This window comes from Vibrio fortis, assembly GCF_000695685.1.
Classification (GTDB): domain Bacteria; phylum Pseudomonadota; class Gammaproteobacteria; order Enterobacterales; family Vibrionaceae; genus Vibrio; species Vibrio fortis_A.
In genome coordinates, this window is the sequence record NZ_JFFR01000002.1 from 777,943 (window position 1) to 796,451 (window position 18,509).

11 protein-coding genes are annotated in these 18,509 nt (G+C 46.8%); 6 read left to right on the top strand and 5 right to left on the bottom strand.

Annotated elements, in window-relative coordinates; translation table 11 throughout:
- Window positions 1-65 precede the first annotated feature (65 nt).
- The 5 genes from cmoA to VFDL14_RS19250 all read left to right on the top strand — a co-directional run bounded on the left by cmoA (window position 66) and on the right by VFDL14_RS19250 (window position 5,436).
- Entirely contained in the window at window positions 66-794 is a 729-nt protein-coding gene (cmoA, locus tag VFDL14_RS19270) for a carboxy-S-adenosyl-L-methionine synthase CmoA (RefSeq protein ID WP_032549420.1), read from the top strand.
- A 209-nt stretch (window positions 795-1,003) separates the two neighbouring features.
- Window positions 1,004-1,975, top strand: a complete 972-nt coding sequence (cmoB, locus tag VFDL14_RS19265; protein ID WP_032549422.1) for a tRNA 5-methoxyuridine(34)/uridine 5-oxyacetic acid(34) synthase CmoB — start codon at window positions 1,004-1,006, stop codon at window positions 1,973-1,975.
- A gap of 231 nt (window positions 1,976-2,206) precedes the next feature.
- On the top strand, window positions 2,207-2,944 hold the full coding sequence (locus VFDL14_RS19260) for an ATP-dependent zinc protease (protein ID WP_032549423.1): 738 nt from the start codon (window positions 2,207-2,209) through the stop codon (window positions 2,942-2,944).
- Window positions 2,945-2,961: 17 nt separating this feature from the next.
- Window positions 2,962-4,467, top strand: a complete 1,506-nt coding sequence (locus tag VFDL14_RS19255; protein ID WP_032549424.1) for an inactive transglutaminase family protein — start codon at window positions 2,962-2,964, stop codon at window positions 4,465-4,467.
- 3 nt (window positions 4,468-4,470) lie between these two features.
- A complete protein-coding gene (locus tag VFDL14_RS19250; protein WP_032549426.1) occupies window positions 4,471-5,436 on the top strand; it encodes an alpha-L-glutamate ligase-like protein in 966 nt (321 codons plus the stop codon).
- Between the two features lie 113 nt (window positions 5,437-5,549).
- Here VFDL14_RS19250 and fdhF read toward each other — a convergent pair whose 3' ends face one another.
- The 5 genes from fdhF to cmoM all read right to left on the bottom strand — a co-directional run bounded on the left by fdhF (window position 5,550) and on the right by cmoM (window position 17,466).
- Window positions 5,550-9,776 (bottom strand): formate dehydrogenase subunit alpha, encoded by a 4,227-nt coding sequence (gene fdhF / locus VFDL14_RS19245; protein ID WP_032549427.1) that lies wholly within the window; start codon window positions 9,774-9,776, stop codon window positions 5,550-5,552.
- Between the two features lie 237 nt (window positions 9,777-10,013).
- Entirely contained in the window at window positions 10,014-14,468 is a 4,455-nt protein-coding gene (mukB, locus tag VFDL14_RS19240; protein WP_032549428.1) for a chromosome partition protein MukB, read from the bottom strand.
- Entirely contained in the window at window positions 14,465-15,229 is a 765-nt protein-coding gene (mukE, locus tag VFDL14_RS19235; RefSeq protein ID WP_032549429.1) for a chromosome partition protein MukE, read from the bottom strand. The genes mukB and mukE overlap by 4 nt, the downstream gene beginning before the upstream one ends.
- Window positions 15,210-16,547 (bottom strand): chromosome partition protein MukF, encoded by a 1,338-nt coding sequence (gene mukF / locus VFDL14_RS19230; protein ID WP_032549431.1) that lies wholly within the window; start codon window positions 16,545-16,547, stop codon window positions 15,210-15,212. Before mukF ends, mukE begins: the two co-directional genes overlap by 20 nt.
- 136 nt (window positions 16,548-16,683) lie before the next feature.
- On the bottom strand, window positions 16,684-17,466 hold the full coding sequence (cmoM, locus tag VFDL14_RS19225; protein WP_032549745.1) for a tRNA uridine 5-oxyacetic acid(34) methyltransferase CmoM: 783 nt from the start codon (window positions 17,464-17,466) through the stop codon (window positions 16,684-16,686).
- A gap of 115 nt (window positions 17,467-17,581) precedes the next feature.
- On the opposite strand from cmoM, the gene elyC reads away from it, so the two are divergent.
- A complete protein-coding gene (elyC, locus tag VFDL14_RS19220) occupies window positions 17,582-18,457 on the top strand; it encodes an envelope biogenesis factor ElyC (RefSeq protein ID WP_050487322.1) in 876 nt (291 codons plus the stop codon).
- Window positions 18,458-18,509 lie beyond the last annotated feature (52 nt).

The following is an 18,509-nucleotide window of genomic DNA, read 5'->3' on the forward strand; positions in this document are numbered from 1 at the left end:
AATACGCCCCCTTTTATTCAGCATGCGAAAGCCTGCTGATTTGCTGACTGTCGAGAGAGAACGCTATGAGCAACAAAGACACTATCTTTTCCGCTCCTATTGATAAAATTGGTGATTTCACCTTTGATGCAAGGGTTGCAGAAGTATTCCCAGATATGATTCAACGCTCCGTTCCAGGCTACAGCAACATCATTTCTGCTATCGGCATGATGGCTGAGCGCTTTGTGAAACCACACTCAAATATCTACGACCTAGGTTGTTCTTTGGGTGCTGCGACACTGTCTATGCGCCGTCACATTCAGCAAGAAGGCTGTACAATTTACGCAGTCGATAACTCGGAAGCCATGGTAGAGCGTTGTAAGCTTCACGTTAATGCTTACCGTAGTGATACCCCTGTAGAAGTGATTGAAGCGGACATTCGAGAAATTGAAATTACTGATGCTTCCGTGGTCGTACTCAACTTCACGCTGCAGTTTCTTTCGCCAGAAGATCGCTTCGCTCTACTAGAGAAGATCTACGCGGGTCTTCGTCCTGGTGGTGTGCTTATCTTGTCTGAAAAGTACGTCTTTGAAGATGAGAACGCAAATGAACTACTGATTGACCTGCACCACGACTTTAAGCGTGCAAACGGTTATAGCGAGTTGGAAGTGAGCCAAAAGCGTAGCGCCATCGAAAACGTGATGCGCCCAGACTCGATTCAGATGCACAAAGAGCGCTTCGATAAGATTGGATTCTCTAGCCACGAAGTTTGGTTCCAGTGCTTTAACTTCGGCTCGATGTTTGCGGTCAAGTAGCTGTCTATTTGACGCCAATTTTGAAAGCACGACACAAATAACTCGTATCAAAGCGTCATCCTCAAGAACGAGGAACGAGCGAGTTGGGGATCACAAATCCGATGCGATAGAACGAAGATTCCCTACCATGTTCGTCCCTCACTGTAGGGAATGACAATTTTAAATTTTACTTTAGGGTTTTTAGACCCTGATTAACTCAGTGAAAAACTATGTTTAATTTTGCCAATTTTTACCAACTCATTGCCCAAGATACGCGCCTGCAACCTTGGCTGAATATTCTTCCTCAACAGTTAACGGATTGGCAAAATGCGGAGCACGGTGACTTCGACCGCTGGCTGCGTGCTTTAAACAAGATTCCACAAGGTGCACCGGATCAAGTTGACCTAAAGAACTCTGTAACGCTGACTAACGACACACCATTTCATGACGGCGAGCTGAAGAAGCTAGAAAACCTGCTGAAAACGTTCCACCCATGGCGCAAAGGTCCGTACACGGTTCACGGTATTCATATTGATACTGAGTGGCGCAGCGACTGGAAATGGGACCGTGTTCTTCCGCACATCACACCATTGAAAAACCGCAGCGTACTTGATGTTGGTTGCGGTAACGGCTACCACATGTGGCGTATGTTGGGTGAAGGCGCGCGACTGACTGTCGGTATCGACCCTTCTCACCTGTTCTTAATTCAGTTCGAAGCAATTCGTAAACTAATGGGTGGCGACCAGCGTGCACACCTGTTGCCACTCGGCATTGAGCAATTACCAAAACTGGAAGCATTCGATACGGTATTTAGCATGGGCGTGCTCTACCACCGTCGCTCTCCTCTTGATCATCTAATCCAACTTAAAGATCAGTTGGTTTCTGGTGGTGAGCTAGTGCTAGAAACTTTGGTTATCGAAGGTGATGAAAACGCGGTACTTGTGCCAGTAGACCGCTATGCACAAATGCGTAACGTATACTTCTTCCCATCGGCTCGTGCTCTAAAGCGCTGGCTAGAGCAAGTTGGCTTTAAAGACGTACGTATTGTCGATGAAAACGTAACAACAGTTGGTGAGCAACGCACTACCGAATGGATGACGCACAACTCACTACCTGATTACTTGGATCCAAATGACCCAAGTAAAACAGTTGAAGGTCACCCAGCACCACGCCGAGCCGTTTTGGTGGCAACTAAGCCTTAAGCGTTGAAAAACCAAAGACGCTGACAAGCATTTGACGAAAGAAGACTCGAAATTGGATAAAATCCGCAGAGTGCTCAATGAATGAGCTATTTCGTCGAATGATAATTGGCTGTAGGCAAACATAGCCTGTCAATATGACCGGACGCTAACATTAGGATGCTTCACGCATCCTTTTTTGTGGGCTAAACTATTCAATAGTCTGAACTATTTTCTAATTTCAAAGGTTTTTATATGTTTAAGCGATTATCGCCTATTCTGGCGGTTGGTTTGCTCTCTGGCTGTACTCTCACTAACGGTGCGGCTTATCATCAAGAAACTCTGGATGCTATCGCTCAATCAGAGACAAACATCGCAAATAAAGTTCAAAACTTAGAGCTTCAACTTAGCAATCAAAGTGACTACATCGAGAGTCTAGAAGAAGAAATCATTGCTTTATCCAATGAAGTTGAAGTTCACCTAACTACTCTAGAAAAACAACAGGTCGAAGAGATCGAAGAGGAAGAAGTGATTGTCACTCGAGTCCCAGTTGTTTCAAACGAGCAACCAACCATTCTCGGTGCCATTGAAAAAGTTACGATTGAGTCAATCAAGCAGAAGTTTGATGCTCGCGTAGATACAGGCGCCACAACGTCGTCGTTGAATGCAGTAGATATCAAAGAATTTGAGCGCAATGGCAAGAACTGGGTGAAGTTTCACCTAGCTGATAAATCGCAACCAGCAGAAGTTCAAAAGTGGATTGAAGCACCCGTTGTACGCTACGTGAAGATTCGCCAATCAACCAGCGACGAGACAGAACGTCGAGCTGTGATCGAATTATGGGTGAAAGTTGGAAAAATCCATGAAAAAGCGCAATTTACATTGGCGGATCGCTCTCAAATGAGTCACCCTGTATTACTAGGGCGTGAATTTATCAAAGACATCGCTCTAGTGGATGTAAGTAAAAAGTACGTACAAACGGAAGATAAATAACAATAGTAGGGTAAGCTATGACGTCAAGAATCCCATTTTATATTTCGATCGTGCTACTCATCGTAGCCGGCATTGCATTGAGTGTGTTCAGACACACGACCTACGGCGTGCCATGGACGCCAGGGGAAACCCGACAAGTGTGGGACGTTGAGGCTCGAATCGAGTTCAACGCCATGGACCAAGAAGCGAAAGTATCGCTAGCGGCTCCACACACACAATCAAACTACACACTCATCGGCGAATCCGCTTCCTCACCAGGCTATGGTATCTCTTACGTGACGACCGACACTGGTCGTCGAGCTGAGTGGTCTATCCGTCACGCTAGCGGCGCACAGACAATTTACTACAAAACTCAATTCTTAGTTGACCCTCAAGCGCAAGTTAATGCCGTACCACCAGAAGGTGAAGTGGCAACGCCAAGCTTTGACGGCCCTGAAGAAGCAGCAGCGAAAGCCCTTATCGACCGCGCAACTCAGCGCTCTGCAGACAACCTCACCTTCACTCGTGAGCTTGTTAAAACACTTAACGATCCAGACAGCCAAAACTCAGCGCTTATCCTTAACAACATGGATAAAGTGGAAGCAGCACACAAGTTACTTTCTTTTGCTGGAATCCACTCAAAGGTTGTTGGTGTTATCGAATTAGAAGATGGCCGTCGTCGCCAATCTATCCAACATATGATTCAGATTTGGGACAAAAACCAATGGGTGCTTTTCTCTCCAGAATCTAGCCAACAACAAGTTCAGCCAAACCTATTGATCTGGGATGAATCGAACGTTTCACTACTAGACGTTGTCGGCGGTCAAAACAGTAAAGTTCACTTCTCAATGATTGCTCAAGAGGTGACTCCAACTGAGGCGACCAACAGCAAGATTTCAGCTGACCAACTACTGAACCTTTCGATCCACAGCTTACCACTTGAAGAACAAGCGATGTTTAAGACCATCATGCTGATTCCAATTGGTGCGCTTATTGTTGTGTTCTTACGTGTTATCGTCGGCTTGAAGACATCAGGTACCTTCATGCCTGTTCTGATTGCTGTAGCGTTCGTACAGACACAGCTGGTGACCGGTATTGTCGGTTTCCTACTTATTGTTGGTACGGGTCTAGTAATTCGTAGCTATCTATCCAAACTTAACTTGTTGCTGGTCGCACGGATATCCGCGGTAATTATCACCGTAATCATGATTATTTCTATCTTTACGGTTGTCGCGTTCAAGGTTGGTTTAACTGAAGGTCTATCGATTACGTTCTTCCCAATGATCATCCTTTCTTGGACTATCGAACGTATGTCTATCCTTTGGGAAGAAGAAGGTGCAAAAGAGGTTGTGCTACAAGGTGGTGGCTCGCTACTGACTGCTGTTCTTGTTTACTTGGCAATGACCAACCCGTTCATTCAGCACTTAACGTTTAACTTTATTGGTCTACAACTTATTGTCCTAGGCGGCATCTTACTACTAGGTACTTACACAGGTTACCGCTTAACTGAGCTACGTCGCTTTAAACCGCTAGCGGAGGATTAAGTTATGTTTGAACAGTTTACATCGCCGTTTAAGTTGAAAGACAAAGGCATTATGGGGATGAACAAGCGTAACCATAGTTACATTGGTCGCTATAATGATCGCTCCAAATACCCTTTGGTGGATGACAAGCTAAAAACCAAAATCATCGCTGAACAAGCGGGTGCTACCGTACCTAAACTGATTGGTGTGATTGGTCATCAGGCGGAAGTGAAGACTATCCACAAGATGGTTCAAGACTGGCCAGGTTTTGTAATCAAACCTGCACAAGGGAGTGGTGGTAAAGGTATCTTGGTTATCACCTCTCACAAAGACGGTGTTTATACCAAACCTTCCGGTTCGACGATTGGTAAAGAGGACGTTGAGCGCCACATCAGTAATGCACTTGCGGGACTGTTCTCGTTAGGTGGTAAAAACGATGTGGCGGTGGTTGAGAACTTAATTAAGTTCGACAGCTGCTTTGATGGTTTTAGTTACGAAGGGGTGCCTGACGTACGTATCATCGTATTCAAAGGCTACCCTGTAATGGCAATGATGCGTCTATCAACATCGGCTTCCGATGGTAAAGCTAACCTTCACCAAGGTGCGGTAGGCGTGGGCATTGATATTGCCACTGGTAAAGCTGTACGAGCCGTGCAATTTGACCAACCCGTCACCCATCACCCAGATACAGGTAAAGAGCTTGCCCTACTGCAAGTCCCTCACTGGGAAAAGTTGCTGACTCTAGCTTCTAGTGCTTGGGAAATGACAGGCCTTGGTTACATGGGTACCGATATGGTACTTGATGAGGAAGAGGGGCCGATGGTACTTGAATTGAACGCTCGTCCGGGGCTGGCGATTCAGATTGCTAACGGCGCTGGGTTGCTGCCACGTCTTCATCACATCGAAAACTTGGGCACACCGGCTGAGTACCCGAAACCCGCTGAGCGTGTCGCATATGCTGCTAAGCAGTTTGGTGTACACGTCGAATAAGAGCAGCCGCAGTCAAAAGTAACAACGACATTAGTGTTATCAAATAAAACGAAAGCCGCATAGTCAGACTATGCGGCTTTTTTGTGTTCTGTATTTTTAGGTACTTTCAAACATCACGCGTGAATACTCTGCTCAGTGAATACGGGCTCTATCTTAACAGCTGCGACTTTAAACTCAGGGATCTTCGCATGTGGGTCTGTTGCTGTTGTTGTGAGACGATTCACTGGTGACTCCACAAAGTGGAACGGAATAAACACTACACCTTTCTGCATACGCTTAGTAACAAATGCAGCGATCTCAATTTCGCCACGACGTGTTGATACCTTCAGCATCTGACCATTGTTGATATTGAGCGCCTCAGCATCATGCACACTGATCATTGCTCTAGGCCCCGCCAAATTATCCAACCCTTTCGTTTTACGAGTCATAGTCCCAGTATGGAATTGCTCAAGGATACGTCCTGTAGTCAGTACTAGAGGATACTCTTCGTCTGGCAACTCTGCAGCGTATCTAAATGGAATCGCCTCCATCTGCCCTCTCCCACGCGTAAACTGAGTTTGGTGCATAATACGAGTGCCATCAGGATTGTTTTTGTTACTTGGCCACTGAATGCCGTTTATCGTAATGTTCTCCCAACGTAATCCGCCATATTGTGGTGTTACACGAGCAATCTCATTGGTAATATCTGCTACTGACTGATAATTCCAATTGCTGCCCATGGCATTGGCCAGCATTTGAATGATTGCCCAATCCTCTTTCGCCTCACCCGGCGGTTTTACCGCAGGATTGATACGCTGCACACGACGCTCCGTGTTGGTGAAATGGCCAGACTTTTCAGCAAATGAGCATGATGGCAGGACAACATCCGCGTATTGAGCCGTTTCAGTCAGAAAGATATCTTGCACGACCAGAAAATCGAGCGCTTCTAGCCCCTCAATCACATGGGCTTGGTTTGGATCACTCAGTACTGGGTTTTCCCCCATCACATACAGTCCACGGACTTCACGATTACACGCACCATCAATGATTTCAGTGAGTGTTAAACCGCTCTCAGCAGGCAGTTCAGCAACATCCCATTCCATCTCAAATTTCTTACGAACCAGTGGATTGTAGACCTTTTGATAACCCGGTAGGTTGTTTGGCAACGCCCCCATGTCACAAGCCCCCTGCACGTTTGACTGACCGCGCAGCGGATTAATGCCGCCTCCTTCGATACCAATGTTGCCACACAGCAATTGCAAGTTAGCAATCGAGCGCACGTTATCGTGTCCTGTCGTGTGCTGAGTGATACCCATTGAGTAATAAACAGCTGTGCGTTCAGCAGTACCGATTAGGCGCGCCATTGCAAAAATGTCTTCCGCTTTTACGCCTGTTACGAGCTCAACCTTTTCTAATGAATAGCTTGGTGACATCACCTCTTGTAATAGGGTATCAAAGCCATCGACACGCTCATCAATGTACTCTTGATCATACCAACCATGCTTTATGATCTGCTGCATCACACCGTTAAGCAGCATCACGTCAGTCCCTGGTCGATGAGCTAGATAAAGTTCGGCGTGGTCGGCGATATCGATGCGCTTAGGATCAGCAACAATCAATCGTGCACCACCATGTCGCACGGCCTGCTTAATGTGAGAGCCAATGATCGGGTGTGCCGATGTGGTATCCGAGCCGATAATAAAGATAACATCGGAGTGTTTGATACTCGGAATATCATTAGTCATCGCACCGCTGCCCAGTGACGCCTCAAGCCCGGTGACTGTGGAGGCATGGCAAAGGCGTGCACAATGATCGACGTTGTTTGTGCCCAGCTCTCGACGGATGAATTTTTGAAAAGCGTAGTTGTCCTCATTAGTGGTTTTTGCTGAAGAGAAGCCCGCTAGCGCCTGACTGCCAACCCCTTTCTTAATAGCGGAAAACTTATCGGCAACCAAACGAATAGCTTCCTCCCAGCTAGCAGGTTGTAGCCAACCATCTTTACGAATCAAAGGTGTCGTAAGTCGCTCGTCACTACCGACGAAATCAAACCCGAAACGACCTTTAACACATAACATGCCTTCATTGACTGGCGAGTTAGCCCCTTCCACATATCGAATCTTATTCACCGATTCGTCAACATGCATAGTGAGCTTGCAACCCACACCACAATAGGTGCAGATGGTGTCGACTTTTTGTAGTTGCTCAACAGAGCCTTGCTGTTTGTATCTCGCATCCACCATTGCTCCCGTCGGGCACGCTTGAACACAAGCGCCACACTGAACGCAATTAGAGTCGCCCATTAGCGTCTGATTCGGACCAAAATTCGGTCTAAGCTCAGGCCTAGAGCTTGGCTTCCCATTTTGTGCACACATGAAGCTTAAGACACCATGAACATTCTGCTCTCTGCACGCTTGAATACACTGACCACAGCTGATACATCGATTGGCATCAAAGACGATGAACTCTGAACTCGCATCCACTTCAAACTTATGTCTTGGTTGCTGGCTACTATTCCCTTGCTTAGCTTTTACTGCTTGCCAGACCGCGTCATCCGTAACATCGACCTTATAATTATTGAATGTTTGCACAGCTTGGTATTCTGTCGCGTAGTCTCGCAGGTCACACTGAGTGTTCGCTTGGCAACCACACTCTAGGCAACGTTGCGCTTCTTCAATCGCATCGGCGTTGGTGAAACCGAGTTCAACTTCATCAAAGCTCTGTTCACGCTGCTCTGCGCTCAGCTCAGGCATAATCTTTCGCGCGACACTCTGTATCGCTTTATATTGTTGCCGCTCGACCGCTTTTAACTGCTTCTCTTTGCGTGAATTGAAAGGCTTCACAGGTAACTGTGTCATAGTGCCGCTGAAGAAACGGTCAATCGCCTGAGCGACAATACGACCATCTCCAACAGCCTCAACCGCTGTTGCAGGCCCACGTCTAAAATCGCCAATACTGAAGATATTGCCTACCCCTGTGTGCATGGTATCTGGGTTGACATCAGCAGTATTCCAACGAGTGAGTGGAATTTCTAAAGACTCATCGGTCATGAAGCTCAAGTCTGGCTTTTGGGATACCGCTGCAATCACAGTGTCGAATGCTTCTGTGAAAAACTCTCCGGTTGCTTTGGGGCTTCGTCGTCCCGAAGCATCTGGCGCCCCGAGTTCCATTCTCTCTAAACGAATCGCTTTGACGCGACCATTTTCGTCTGCGAGGTTTTCCGCAGGGTTGGTCAGAAAGTGGAATTTAACACCCTCGTGTTCAGCTTCTTCGATTTCGTAATCTTCGGCTGGCATCTCGCCTCGAGTCCGACGATAAATCAGTGTTGTCTCAGCCCCAGCTCTGACCGCCGTTCTAGCACAGTCTATCGCGGTGTTACCGCCACCGATGACCGCCACTTTTTTGCCTGTTGTATATTGTTGATCAGTGACGTAATCCTTCAGATAGTCGACACCGAGGTAACAACCCTCTAAATCGCTACCCGTATAATTCATCTCTACTGCACTGGAAGCCCCAACGGCTAAACAAACCGCATCAAAGTCTTGCGATAGACTCGACAGCGAAAAGTCTTCACCAAGCTTCTTATCGCATTCAATCACCATTCCGTTACGGCACATCAACTCAATTTCTTTGTCGAGAATTGACTTTGGTAGACGGTACTCAGGAATACCATAACGCAACCAGCCACCAGCTTTAGGCATCGACTCATAAACAACAACTTGATAGCCTTCATTCGCCAAATAGTAGCCTGCCGTCAACCCACCCGGCCCACCTCCCACAATCGCGACCCGCTTTCCATTGTCCGGTTTCTTCGGTGGTGTGTAGCTTTCTTGCGCTTCTAAATCGATATCCGCAGCGTGGCGTTTTAACTGACGTATCGCAATTGAGTCGTCAACTAAGTTTCGGCGACATTCAGTTTCACAGAAAGCTGGGCATACGCGGCCAATTGACAATGGCATCGGTAAGGTTTGTTTGATGACCTCTATCGCCTTCAACGAGTCATTTTGAGCGATGTGATACAGGTAGGATTGGATGTCAACGCCAGCAGGACAAGCCGTCTGACAAGGAGCTTCACAATCAGCGTAGTGATCAGACATGATTCGATTTAGCGCGCGATGGCGATGTTGACTGATTTGCTCAGACTGCGTGTTAACGGTTAAACCTTGGTAGACGTCCAGTTCACAGGCTCGTTGCATTCCTCCACTTTCAACCTCAACAACGCATAGGTCACAAGGTATCTTTTCTCCGGAGCGGTTCAATCCACACAGCGATGGAATATCAACACCACACGTATTCGCAGCCTCGAGCACAGTTTGCCCCTGCTCGACAATGCGGTATTTACCGTCAATCACAATCTGAATCATAGTGAACCTTCCTTACACAGCATCTAAACGAACAATTAAGTAATACAATATTATTAATATTTCATCATGGTTACTATTACCATACATTATTTGTGGTTTTGTGCGTGTGACCGCAAACTCGTTCCATTGATATTAACCATAAAGTATGAAGGGATTTAGTGAGGGCTATTTAGGACACAAAAAAGCCCCTTCGAAAAGGGGCTTAGTTATCTATTATTTGCTATTCACTGGCGCTTGTTACGCTTCTTCTATCAGTTCTTGAACTGGTGACTCTGTTCTGTTTTGAGCAAAGCCGCGCAACCCTACAACGTGTACGTGTTCGTGATCTTTAAATACCTTACGAACAAGTTTGTAGGTTGTACCCTTTTCTGGACTGATATTCTCCGGCGCTGCAATTAGAAGTTGCATGCCAAGACGGTCACACAGCTCAAACAGAGTAGAGATAGACTTCGCATCCAGACGCGCTGCCTCATCCAAGAACAGTAGGCGACATGGAACAATATCTTTGCTGCGCAGGCGACGTGACTCTTCTTCCCAGCTTTGAACAACCATCAATAAGATAGATTGACCAGTACCGATCGCCTCACCTGTTGATAGCGCGCCTGACTCCGCTTGTAACCAACCATCTGAACCACGGTTTACTTCAACGCTTAGCTCTAGGTAGTTACGGTAATCAAGCAGCTCTTCACCTAGTACTTGTGGTGAGCGTTGGCCCATATCGATATGTGGGTTAACACGCTGGAACAGCTTCGCCATTGCTTCAGAAAAAGTGAAGCGAGAACTTTCAAACAGATCTTTGTGCTGCTCCTGTTGAGAAGCAAGACCAGTCAACAAAATCTCATGACTCTCACGGATCTTCACATTCAAGCGAACGCCCTTAACCTGACCGAAGTAGATATTCGATAGACCTTGGTTAAGCATTCGAATTCGGTTCTGCTCACGCTGAATCGTCTTCTTAATGATGCTTGCTACCGACTCAGAGCTGATCGCTAAGCGGTTTTCACGTTGTGTTAGCTCTTCCGTCAGTCGGGCAAGCTCCACTTCCATCTCTTCGATCGCTTCTACTGGATCATCAGTATGGATAATGTCTTGACGGATACGCTCACGTAGGTGTTGGTACACAGCGATGTAGAATAGAACCTTACGCTCTGGGTGCGCATTGTCTTCCGACAGACGCAGTGCATCACGCAGATCATCATTATCGGCAACAGCTAAACGCAGTGCACCCAAAGATTTATCCGACATAGAACGCAGTTCACCAGCCGACAGGTAAGCCAGCTCACGCTTGTGTAGGCGACGCTCAACATCGTTTTCACGAGCTAAACGAAGTACTGAACACCAACCCGCTTTTGCTGCAACCACAAAAGTGCGCAGCTCAACGTACTCTTTCTGTACTTTCTTCAGACGTTTAGCCAGAGACTTCATCTCAAGCTCAGTTGAAGTGATGGTGCGCTCGTATTCGCTCTTACGACTACGTGACGTATGCAAACGCTCTTGCAGTTCATCACGACGACGAACAGCGCGCTCTTGAGCACCTTCGTCGGCATTCACACCGTACTCTTGAAGTTCTTGTTTGAACTCTTGAACCGTTTCTAGTTTCGCTTGGTGTGAACTCTTCAGAGCCGCCAATACTTGGTTGTATTGGTTCATTTGCTCACGAGCTTGCTTCAAGCCATCACGACCTTTAGCACGTGCTTGTTCAGCTTGAACCAGTTTCGCTTTTAGCTGCTCGCTCAATTCGCTGCTCTTGTTCAGCAAATCTACTGAGTCTGAGTAAGCAAAATAGTGACGACGTTCAATCAGATCAGACAGTGCAAACACCTTTGCCTTCAAGGCTTGCAGTGCTTGGTCTGCTTGCTTGTATTCCGCTTCCAGTGCATCAAACTGCTCTGGGTCTGCATCTAGGGCAGTGACGATTTGCTCTAGGTTTTGCAGCGCTTTACCGTGATTGCTCAGGTAAGATTTCGCTTCGCCTAAACGCTCCAGTTGCGCTTCTAGCTCAGCCAAGCGCTCTGCTAAGGTGTCGTCTTCTAAAATACGAACCATAGGTGCTAGCTTGTCTAAAGCGGCTAATGCCTGTTTGCTCTGTGCAAGCTGACTACGTTGCTGCTGCTCTTTCGCATCCAACTCCGCTAGGGCACGAACAATTTGGTTACGCTTATCACGTACCGATGCCAACGCCTGCTCAGGATCAGCATTGAATGCTACATGCAGGTGTTTCGCAACAAACGTATTAAACGCTTGGTACAGACGATTTAGCTTCTGAGAGTCAAAGGCAGCTTTCGCATGGTTTTCAACGACTACATCACGCTCTTCGCGCAGCTTCTCTAGACGCTGTTCACGTGCCGCACGACCAAACAACGGGATATCTGGGAAGCGTGAGTAACGCATTTGGCGATCGTTCAATTGAACACACACTGCGCCTTCGAGTTCGTCAGCATTGAATGAGCTGTCGTCAAACGCATCAACGTCGCCCTCAAGGATGTACAGATCTTCTGGGCAATCTTCAAGATCCACCAGCTTCTCTTTGATGCCGTCAAGATCAGAAACCACAATCGCGTGACGAGCAGGACCGTACATTGCGCTGAAATATGGTGCGTCGTCGATCGTTATATCATCGTAGATCTCTGACAGAAGTACGCCGCCTAGAGTATCTGCTAGGCCTTTCAAACGAGGATCGTTTGAACCACCAGGTGAAGCCAGACGCTCAATCTCAAGTTCGAGTTCGCTGCGACGTTTTGCCAATTGATCTTTCGCGACAGACTGTGCTTTTTCATCTTCAAGCACTTGCTGCATTTGAGTCATCACAGCTTGGCTATCTTCAAGTTCAGCGTCCGTTTGCTCACGAAGACTATCTAGTGCGTCATTTGCTGTAATCCACGCAGGTGCAATCGCTTCAAGCTTTTGAATCTCTTGATCGTGGCTATGCTGTACACGACGCTTTTCACTCTTCGCTTCACGCAACTCTTCTTGAGCATATTCAAGCGTTTCGATCTGCATTGCATGACGTTCACGTTCTTCTTCAAAGACCGCTTCATCATTCAGCTGAGTGTTGTGTTGCTTCTGGTACTCTTCAGCCAGCTCTTTTGCTTGACGCTGTTGCGCTACATCACGAGCCATATCACGATGCTGAGCTCGCCATTGCTGTTCGTTTTCAACAATGTGTTTTGCGTTACGACCTTTATCAAGCGCTTGTTTAGCCGCTTGTGATGCTTCACTACGCTCTACCGTACCTACAATGCTTTTTACGAGAGACAGTGCTTTTTCAAACTGAGCAGACGCCGCTGACGACATATCCAGTTTGTGCTTAGTCGCAAGTAGAGTTTGTGTGCTCTGTTCTTCTTGTGCCTTAAGGTCAGAAACCAGCGTCAATGCGCCTTCCGCAGTAATAGACTCATCATCCAATAACTGTTTGGTTTTCTCCAACGCTTGTACCGCTTGTTGGTACTGCAAGGCACGAGTCTGCTGAACGTCTAGGGCCTGTTGGTAATCCGCAAGCTGGGTTTTCAGGCTATCCACTTCTTCTTCAGTCATGGTCGCCTGCTCTTCAGCAAGAAGAACGCGCTCTTGCGCCTCTTCAACGACCATCATCTGCTCTTCTAGACGCTCGCTAAGCTCTTCAAGATCTTCGCTATAACGCTCAATCTTCTCTTGTTGGCGCAGCGCCGTTTGTACAAGTTGTAGGTGGTCTGAAGCCGCTTGGTAATCTTGTTCAAGCGAAGATTCTTGTTCAACTAGCAGCTCAAGCTCTTCTTGCACTCGATTAAGCAAGTTATTCTGTTCAAGCAAGGTTTCACGAGAGCCGAACAGCTCACCACGTAGCTTCATCGTCTGATCAAGCTTATTGCGACGATCGTTCGCATGGCGCATGTAGTCTGCTGCCACGTAATTAGTTGACTCTGTGATCAAGTGTTTGAACAAATCACGATCCGACTGTGTTGTCTTGATCGCTTCTAGTGTCATTCGGTTTTCGCGTAGCGCCGATTCCATGTCTTGGAAGGCTTTCTTTACGCCACCGTTTTGTGGCAATAGGTAATCACGTAATGAACGCGTAATTGCACTTGAGATACCACCGTACAGAGATGCTTCAATCAGACGGTAGAACTTAGAACGGTCGCCACTGTTACGCAGCTTCTTAGGCACAACACCAAACTCGAACATTTGAGCGTGGTAATCAACGATAGAAGAGAACGCTTTAAAGTGAGCACCTTCGTACTGAGCAACCGCTGCTTTTACATCATTAAGCTGACATACGCGCGCATGGCTGTCTGATACGTTTTCAATCAGTACATCCGTTGGCTTCACATGGCTTGGAAGGCCTTGAATTAGGAACGGCTTGATGTCTACTTTTTTGTCACGGCCCGCTACTTGTTGAAGCTTAACCGCAAACAATAGGCGCTGATTTCGCGAGTTAACCACATCAAGCGCGGCATAACACGCACCCGGTTGTAGCTTACCGTATAATCCTTTATCTCGAGATGACTGTGAGCTACCCGCTTCCGTTGTGTTTCGGAAATGAAGAAGCGTCTGGTCAGGGATCAATGCCGTGATAAACGCGGCCATCGTAGTCGATTTACCCGCACCATTACCGCCAGAAAGGGTTGTCACCAAGCCATCAATGTCAAAAGTACGTGCGAAGAAGCCGTTCCAGTTAACCATGGTTAGCGATTGATACTTACCTCTTTCAATCATGCTTCACCTTCTTCTTTTTTCTGTTCGTTGCTCATGATTTCGTCACCGAAAATGTCTTGTTGAGCATCTTGTTCTGCCTCTTCTTGCTCTTCGTTAAGCAAGCTACCTTGGTTTGGTTCTTGAGTATGAACCACGGCTTCACCGTCACGGATTAGGCGCAGTTGTGCTTCGCGCATATCGTCACCAACGCGTACATCCGCACCAAAGCGGAATACCGCTTCACTAATACGGAATTTACCCGTTTCACCGATGGAGATAAGCATGCCGATACGGCGTAGACGACGTAGAGACGTTCTCACTTTTTCGAACAGTTTCTCTTTGTCTAAATCAGAACCAGAAGCACGGTTGGTTGCCAGCTTCATCAGTTTCTTTTCATCAGCAAGAGCCATCAACTCTTCGAACAGCTCTTGGTTGGTGAAGATACCTTCATGGGCCAAGCGCTCAGGGCTTAGGTAAAGGAAACACAACACCTTACCCACCAGCATATCGAGCTCTGATAGTACGCTTCGGCCAATCAAAGAGGTTGAACGAGGACGTAGGTAGAAGAAGCCCTCTGGCGCTTTTACCAACTCGGTATTGTAGCGTTGATAAAACTGTTGAAGTTCCAGTTCGAAGTCCGACAACAGTGCGTGATTATCTAGATCTTCTGTTGAAATATGCTTACCTGAACGCAGCATGCTATCAAGCGCTGGGAACAGTGGGTTCGCAATCGCTTTTACCAGTTTCTCTGGCATGTAATCATCAGTACTTGTTAATGACATTTGCTTGTACCTTTGCACCGAAATCGTTGATTGCCTGCCAATCAGGCTGGATCGCCTGATAGTCAGACTCTGAGTAACCTAAGCGCACCGCTTGGTCGACAACAATTCTGGCTAAATCAAAATGGTGTGTGCGTGGGTGTTCTGCAAGGTAGTCTCGCAGTACTAGGCCAAGGTCGATTGGCGTCCCTTGCTGTTTGTGAACCTTCAACATCTCAGCAATTCTATCTGAGAGGTAATCGTTCACTTGTTCAAATTCTTCGTACTCTACATCGAGTGGCGCTTGACCCATTACCTCATCGTCACGAAGCACTAGAGCCTCATCACGTAGGTCTGTGAGCTTCTCAGCATCGGCATACGTCAATAGCCACGGTGCATCAAAATAATCGGTTACCGACTGACGCAGTCGTTGGCTGAACGCGCGGTTCTTATCCATATCGATGGCAGTACGAATAAACTTATGTACGTGGCGGTCGTAACCAATCCATAGATCTATGGCTTGCTGGCCCCAACTTGTGATTCGGTCTAGCTTCATCTGCAGACCGAATAGGGTTTCACCAACGAACTCTAGCTCGTCATCACCATAAACAATCTCTTGGATATCAAGAATCTGTGTTTGTAGCTCATCACCAGCCGCTTGTAAGGTATCTTGAAGCTCTTTTAACGTTGCAGAGGTTTCAGATAACAGAGCTTCACAGTTATTGATCGCTTCACGCCAATCTTTGTTAAGAAGGTCCGCAATCTGCTGTTTAACAGTCTGTTGCTGCTCATCCATTACACGTTGGTTAAGATCGATTTGGTCAAAGATCTCACCAACTGAGTATTTTAGGACGCCATAAACGTTTTTACGCCAGTGGCCCGGCGTTCCGCCTTTTTGTGCGGCTTCAATGGCCTTCGCCATCTCGTCAGCAACCATCGATAGTTGAATCGATAGTTTTAACTTTGAGAATTGGCGGTGACGTAGGTAGTAATCTGAAATACTAATTGCGAGCGGCGATAGACGATAAATGCTCGCGCCATCGGTAATTTCGCTGGTAAAACGGCTAATCAATTTCTGTTTTACCAGTTCATTGATTGCGTTGTTTGCGCGAAACGCTGAGGCTTCGCCGGTATCTTCGAACAGACGAGTGACAATGGTAAACGCGTCGTGCAGTTCACCCTCACCTAACTCTTCATCGAACCTTTCGTTGCTTAGTACTGCGATAGCAATTAGAAATGCCAATCGCTCAGGCGGCAAATTTAATGAAAAATCATGCTGCTTGACCCAGCCCACCAACTCATCAATTGGCTGCTCTTCGGCAGTTTGAGTCATTTCACTCATTGTGGTTCCTGTTACTGTTCTTTGTAACACCGAACAGATGTCGATGTTACGCCTTTTCTTTATAACGCGGGCTATCAGGTTGTCGACTGTAGCCTAGGAATGCGATGGCAACTCTTGTATCACATTCTCCGCTTTTTTATTTTGGTTTTTGCGCCCAAACGTGAATATAACGACCTAAAGAGAGGTAAGGCTCTTGGCGACATAGCTGCTTCTCAAGCTCAAGCACGTCTTCGAATTGATAGTCGCCCATGTATTCCATGTTACCTATGTAATCGCTAAACGAGCGAATACCCGACTTTCCTTTAATCTCAAGACCCGCCTCTTCTATCCATTGATAGACTTCTTCAGGCTTCAAACCTTTTTGAGGTTGCAGCTTAAACCGTTTTCGATGTGGCATCCCATTTAATACATGAGGAATATTGCCACAAATCACATTTTTGAGGACTAATCCGTGATGGTTGTAAAACATAATTGATGCCACGCCACCCGGTTTAACTTGCTCAAGCAGGATATCCAAAGCCTCTTTTGGATCGGCTAACCACTCCATCACGGCATGGAACATCACCATGTCCACAGGCTCATCCATATGCTGTGCAATGTTTTGAACCGGAGAGTGAATGAATCGATACTGTTCAAGCAAGCCGGCTTTATCAATATCTTGCTGTGCCAATTTCAACATTTCAGAAGAAAGATCACACAGCAACACTTTGTGCCCCAAGCCAGCTATCTTTTGCGACATCTGAGCTAAACCACCTCCTGCATCCAGAATATGCAAAGGTGATTCATCGGTTTTGAATGTGCTTAACGCTTGCTCTAAATCTTCCCATACGATGATCTGACGGATCTCTCCTTTGTCAGAGCCGTAAATATTTTTTGCAAATTTGTGGGCAATATCGTCGAAATTACGGTCTTCAGTCACAGCTACTTGAGTTATCATGTCCTATCGTGCCTGCTATTCTGTCACAGGAATTTCAGGAATAAAGAGGCGATGTCTCTTTTTAGTACTAAGTGATGTTTTTTCGGACTATTCGGATATGTTTGAGCTGAAAAAAGTAGTGTCTTCACTGTTGATGCCACTGCCAGCAATGTTAATTCTCGCTTTTCTGGGCTTAGCCCTTGTTATGTTCACTACAAAACGTAAAACAGGGTGCCTTATCACGCTGTCTGCATTATGTGGCATTTTCCTTATCGCGTTCCAACCCGTTTCTAGCCAACTTCTTATGCCAATGGAACGCCAGTACACCGCATTCTTACCGACTAATGAACCTGTCGATTACGTAATGGTATTGGGCAGCGGCCATGTGGTGGATGACCAAATCCCGCCAACGTCTGAACTTAGCCGAACTGGCCTAATGAGACTGAGTGAAGGTATTCGCATTCAACGAATCTACCCGGGTGCTAAGTTGATTCTATCTGGCTATGGTGGTGGCACTGAAGTCAGTAACGCACGTATGATGGCCAAAGTTGCCCTAGCATTAGGCGTAGCCAAACCTGACATTATCTTGCTTGAGACAGCCAAAGATACATGGGAAGAAGCGCGTCAGGCTGCAGCGTTTGTAAAAAACAAGCGAATGGTATTAGTGACTTCCGCTAACCATATGCAGCGAGCTCTTAACGAGTTCCATGACGCTGGTATCAAACCAATTCCTGCGCCAACCAATTTCTTAGCTCAAGAAGGCATAGAAGAACCTTGGAACAAGTACATGCCAAAAGCAATTTACTTGGAACAAACCGAGCGCTACTGGCACGAAACGATGGGCTTAGTTTGGCAATCACTCCGCGACTGGCTAGATAACCAAAGCACCGAGATGGAAGAACCGGTTGTAATCTCCGAGCCATCGATGCTTGAAGAAGAGAATGCTACAACCTCTGGTGCAATACCAACGAGCGGCGCACAGCCAGCACTTTAATGCTGTATAACATGGATGGCCATTACTAATGGCCTATGTTCTTTTCAAGCTG

What these genes read in the sequence shown, in the direction of transcription:
- VFDL14_RS19250 (WP_032549426.1), top strand. Translation starts at nt 4,471, where the DNA reads ATGTTTGAACAGTTTACATCGCCGTTTAAGTTGAAAGACAAAGGCATT.
- elyC (WP_050487322.1), top strand. Translation starts at nt 17,582, where the DNA reads ATGTTTGAGCTGAAAAAAGTAGTGTCTTCACTGTTGATGCCACTGCCA.
- mukB (WP_032549428.1), bottom strand. Translation starts at nt 14,468, where the DNA reads ATGATTGAAAGAGGTAAGTATCAATCGCTAACCATGGTTAACTGGAAC.
- mukF (WP_032549431.1), bottom strand. Translation starts at nt 16,547, where the DNA reads ATGAGTGAAATGACTCAAACTGCCGAAGAGCAGCCAATTGATGAGTTG.
- VFDL14_RS19255 (WP_032549424.1), top strand. Translation starts at nt 2,962, where the DNA reads ATGACGTCAAGAATCCCATTTTATATTTCGATCGTGCTACTCATCGTA.
- fdhF (WP_032549427.1), bottom strand. Translation starts at nt 9,776, where the DNA reads ATGATTCAGATTGTGATTGACGGTAAATACCGCATTGTCGAGCAGGGG.
- mukE (WP_032549429.1), bottom strand. Translation starts at nt 15,229, where the DNA reads ATGTCATTAACAAGTACTGATGATTACATGCCAGAGAAACTGGTAAAA.
- cmoB (WP_032549422.1), top strand. Translation starts at nt 1,004, where the DNA reads ATGTTTAATTTTGCCAATTTTTACCAACTCATTGCCCAAGATACGCGC.
- cmoA (WP_032549420.1), top strand. Translation starts at nt 66, where the DNA reads ATGAGCAACAAAGACACTATCTTTTCCGCTCCTATTGATAAAATTGGT.
- VFDL14_RS19260 (WP_032549423.1), top strand. Translation starts at nt 2,207, where the DNA reads ATGTTTAAGCGATTATCGCCTATTCTGGCGGTTGGTTTGCTCTCTGGC.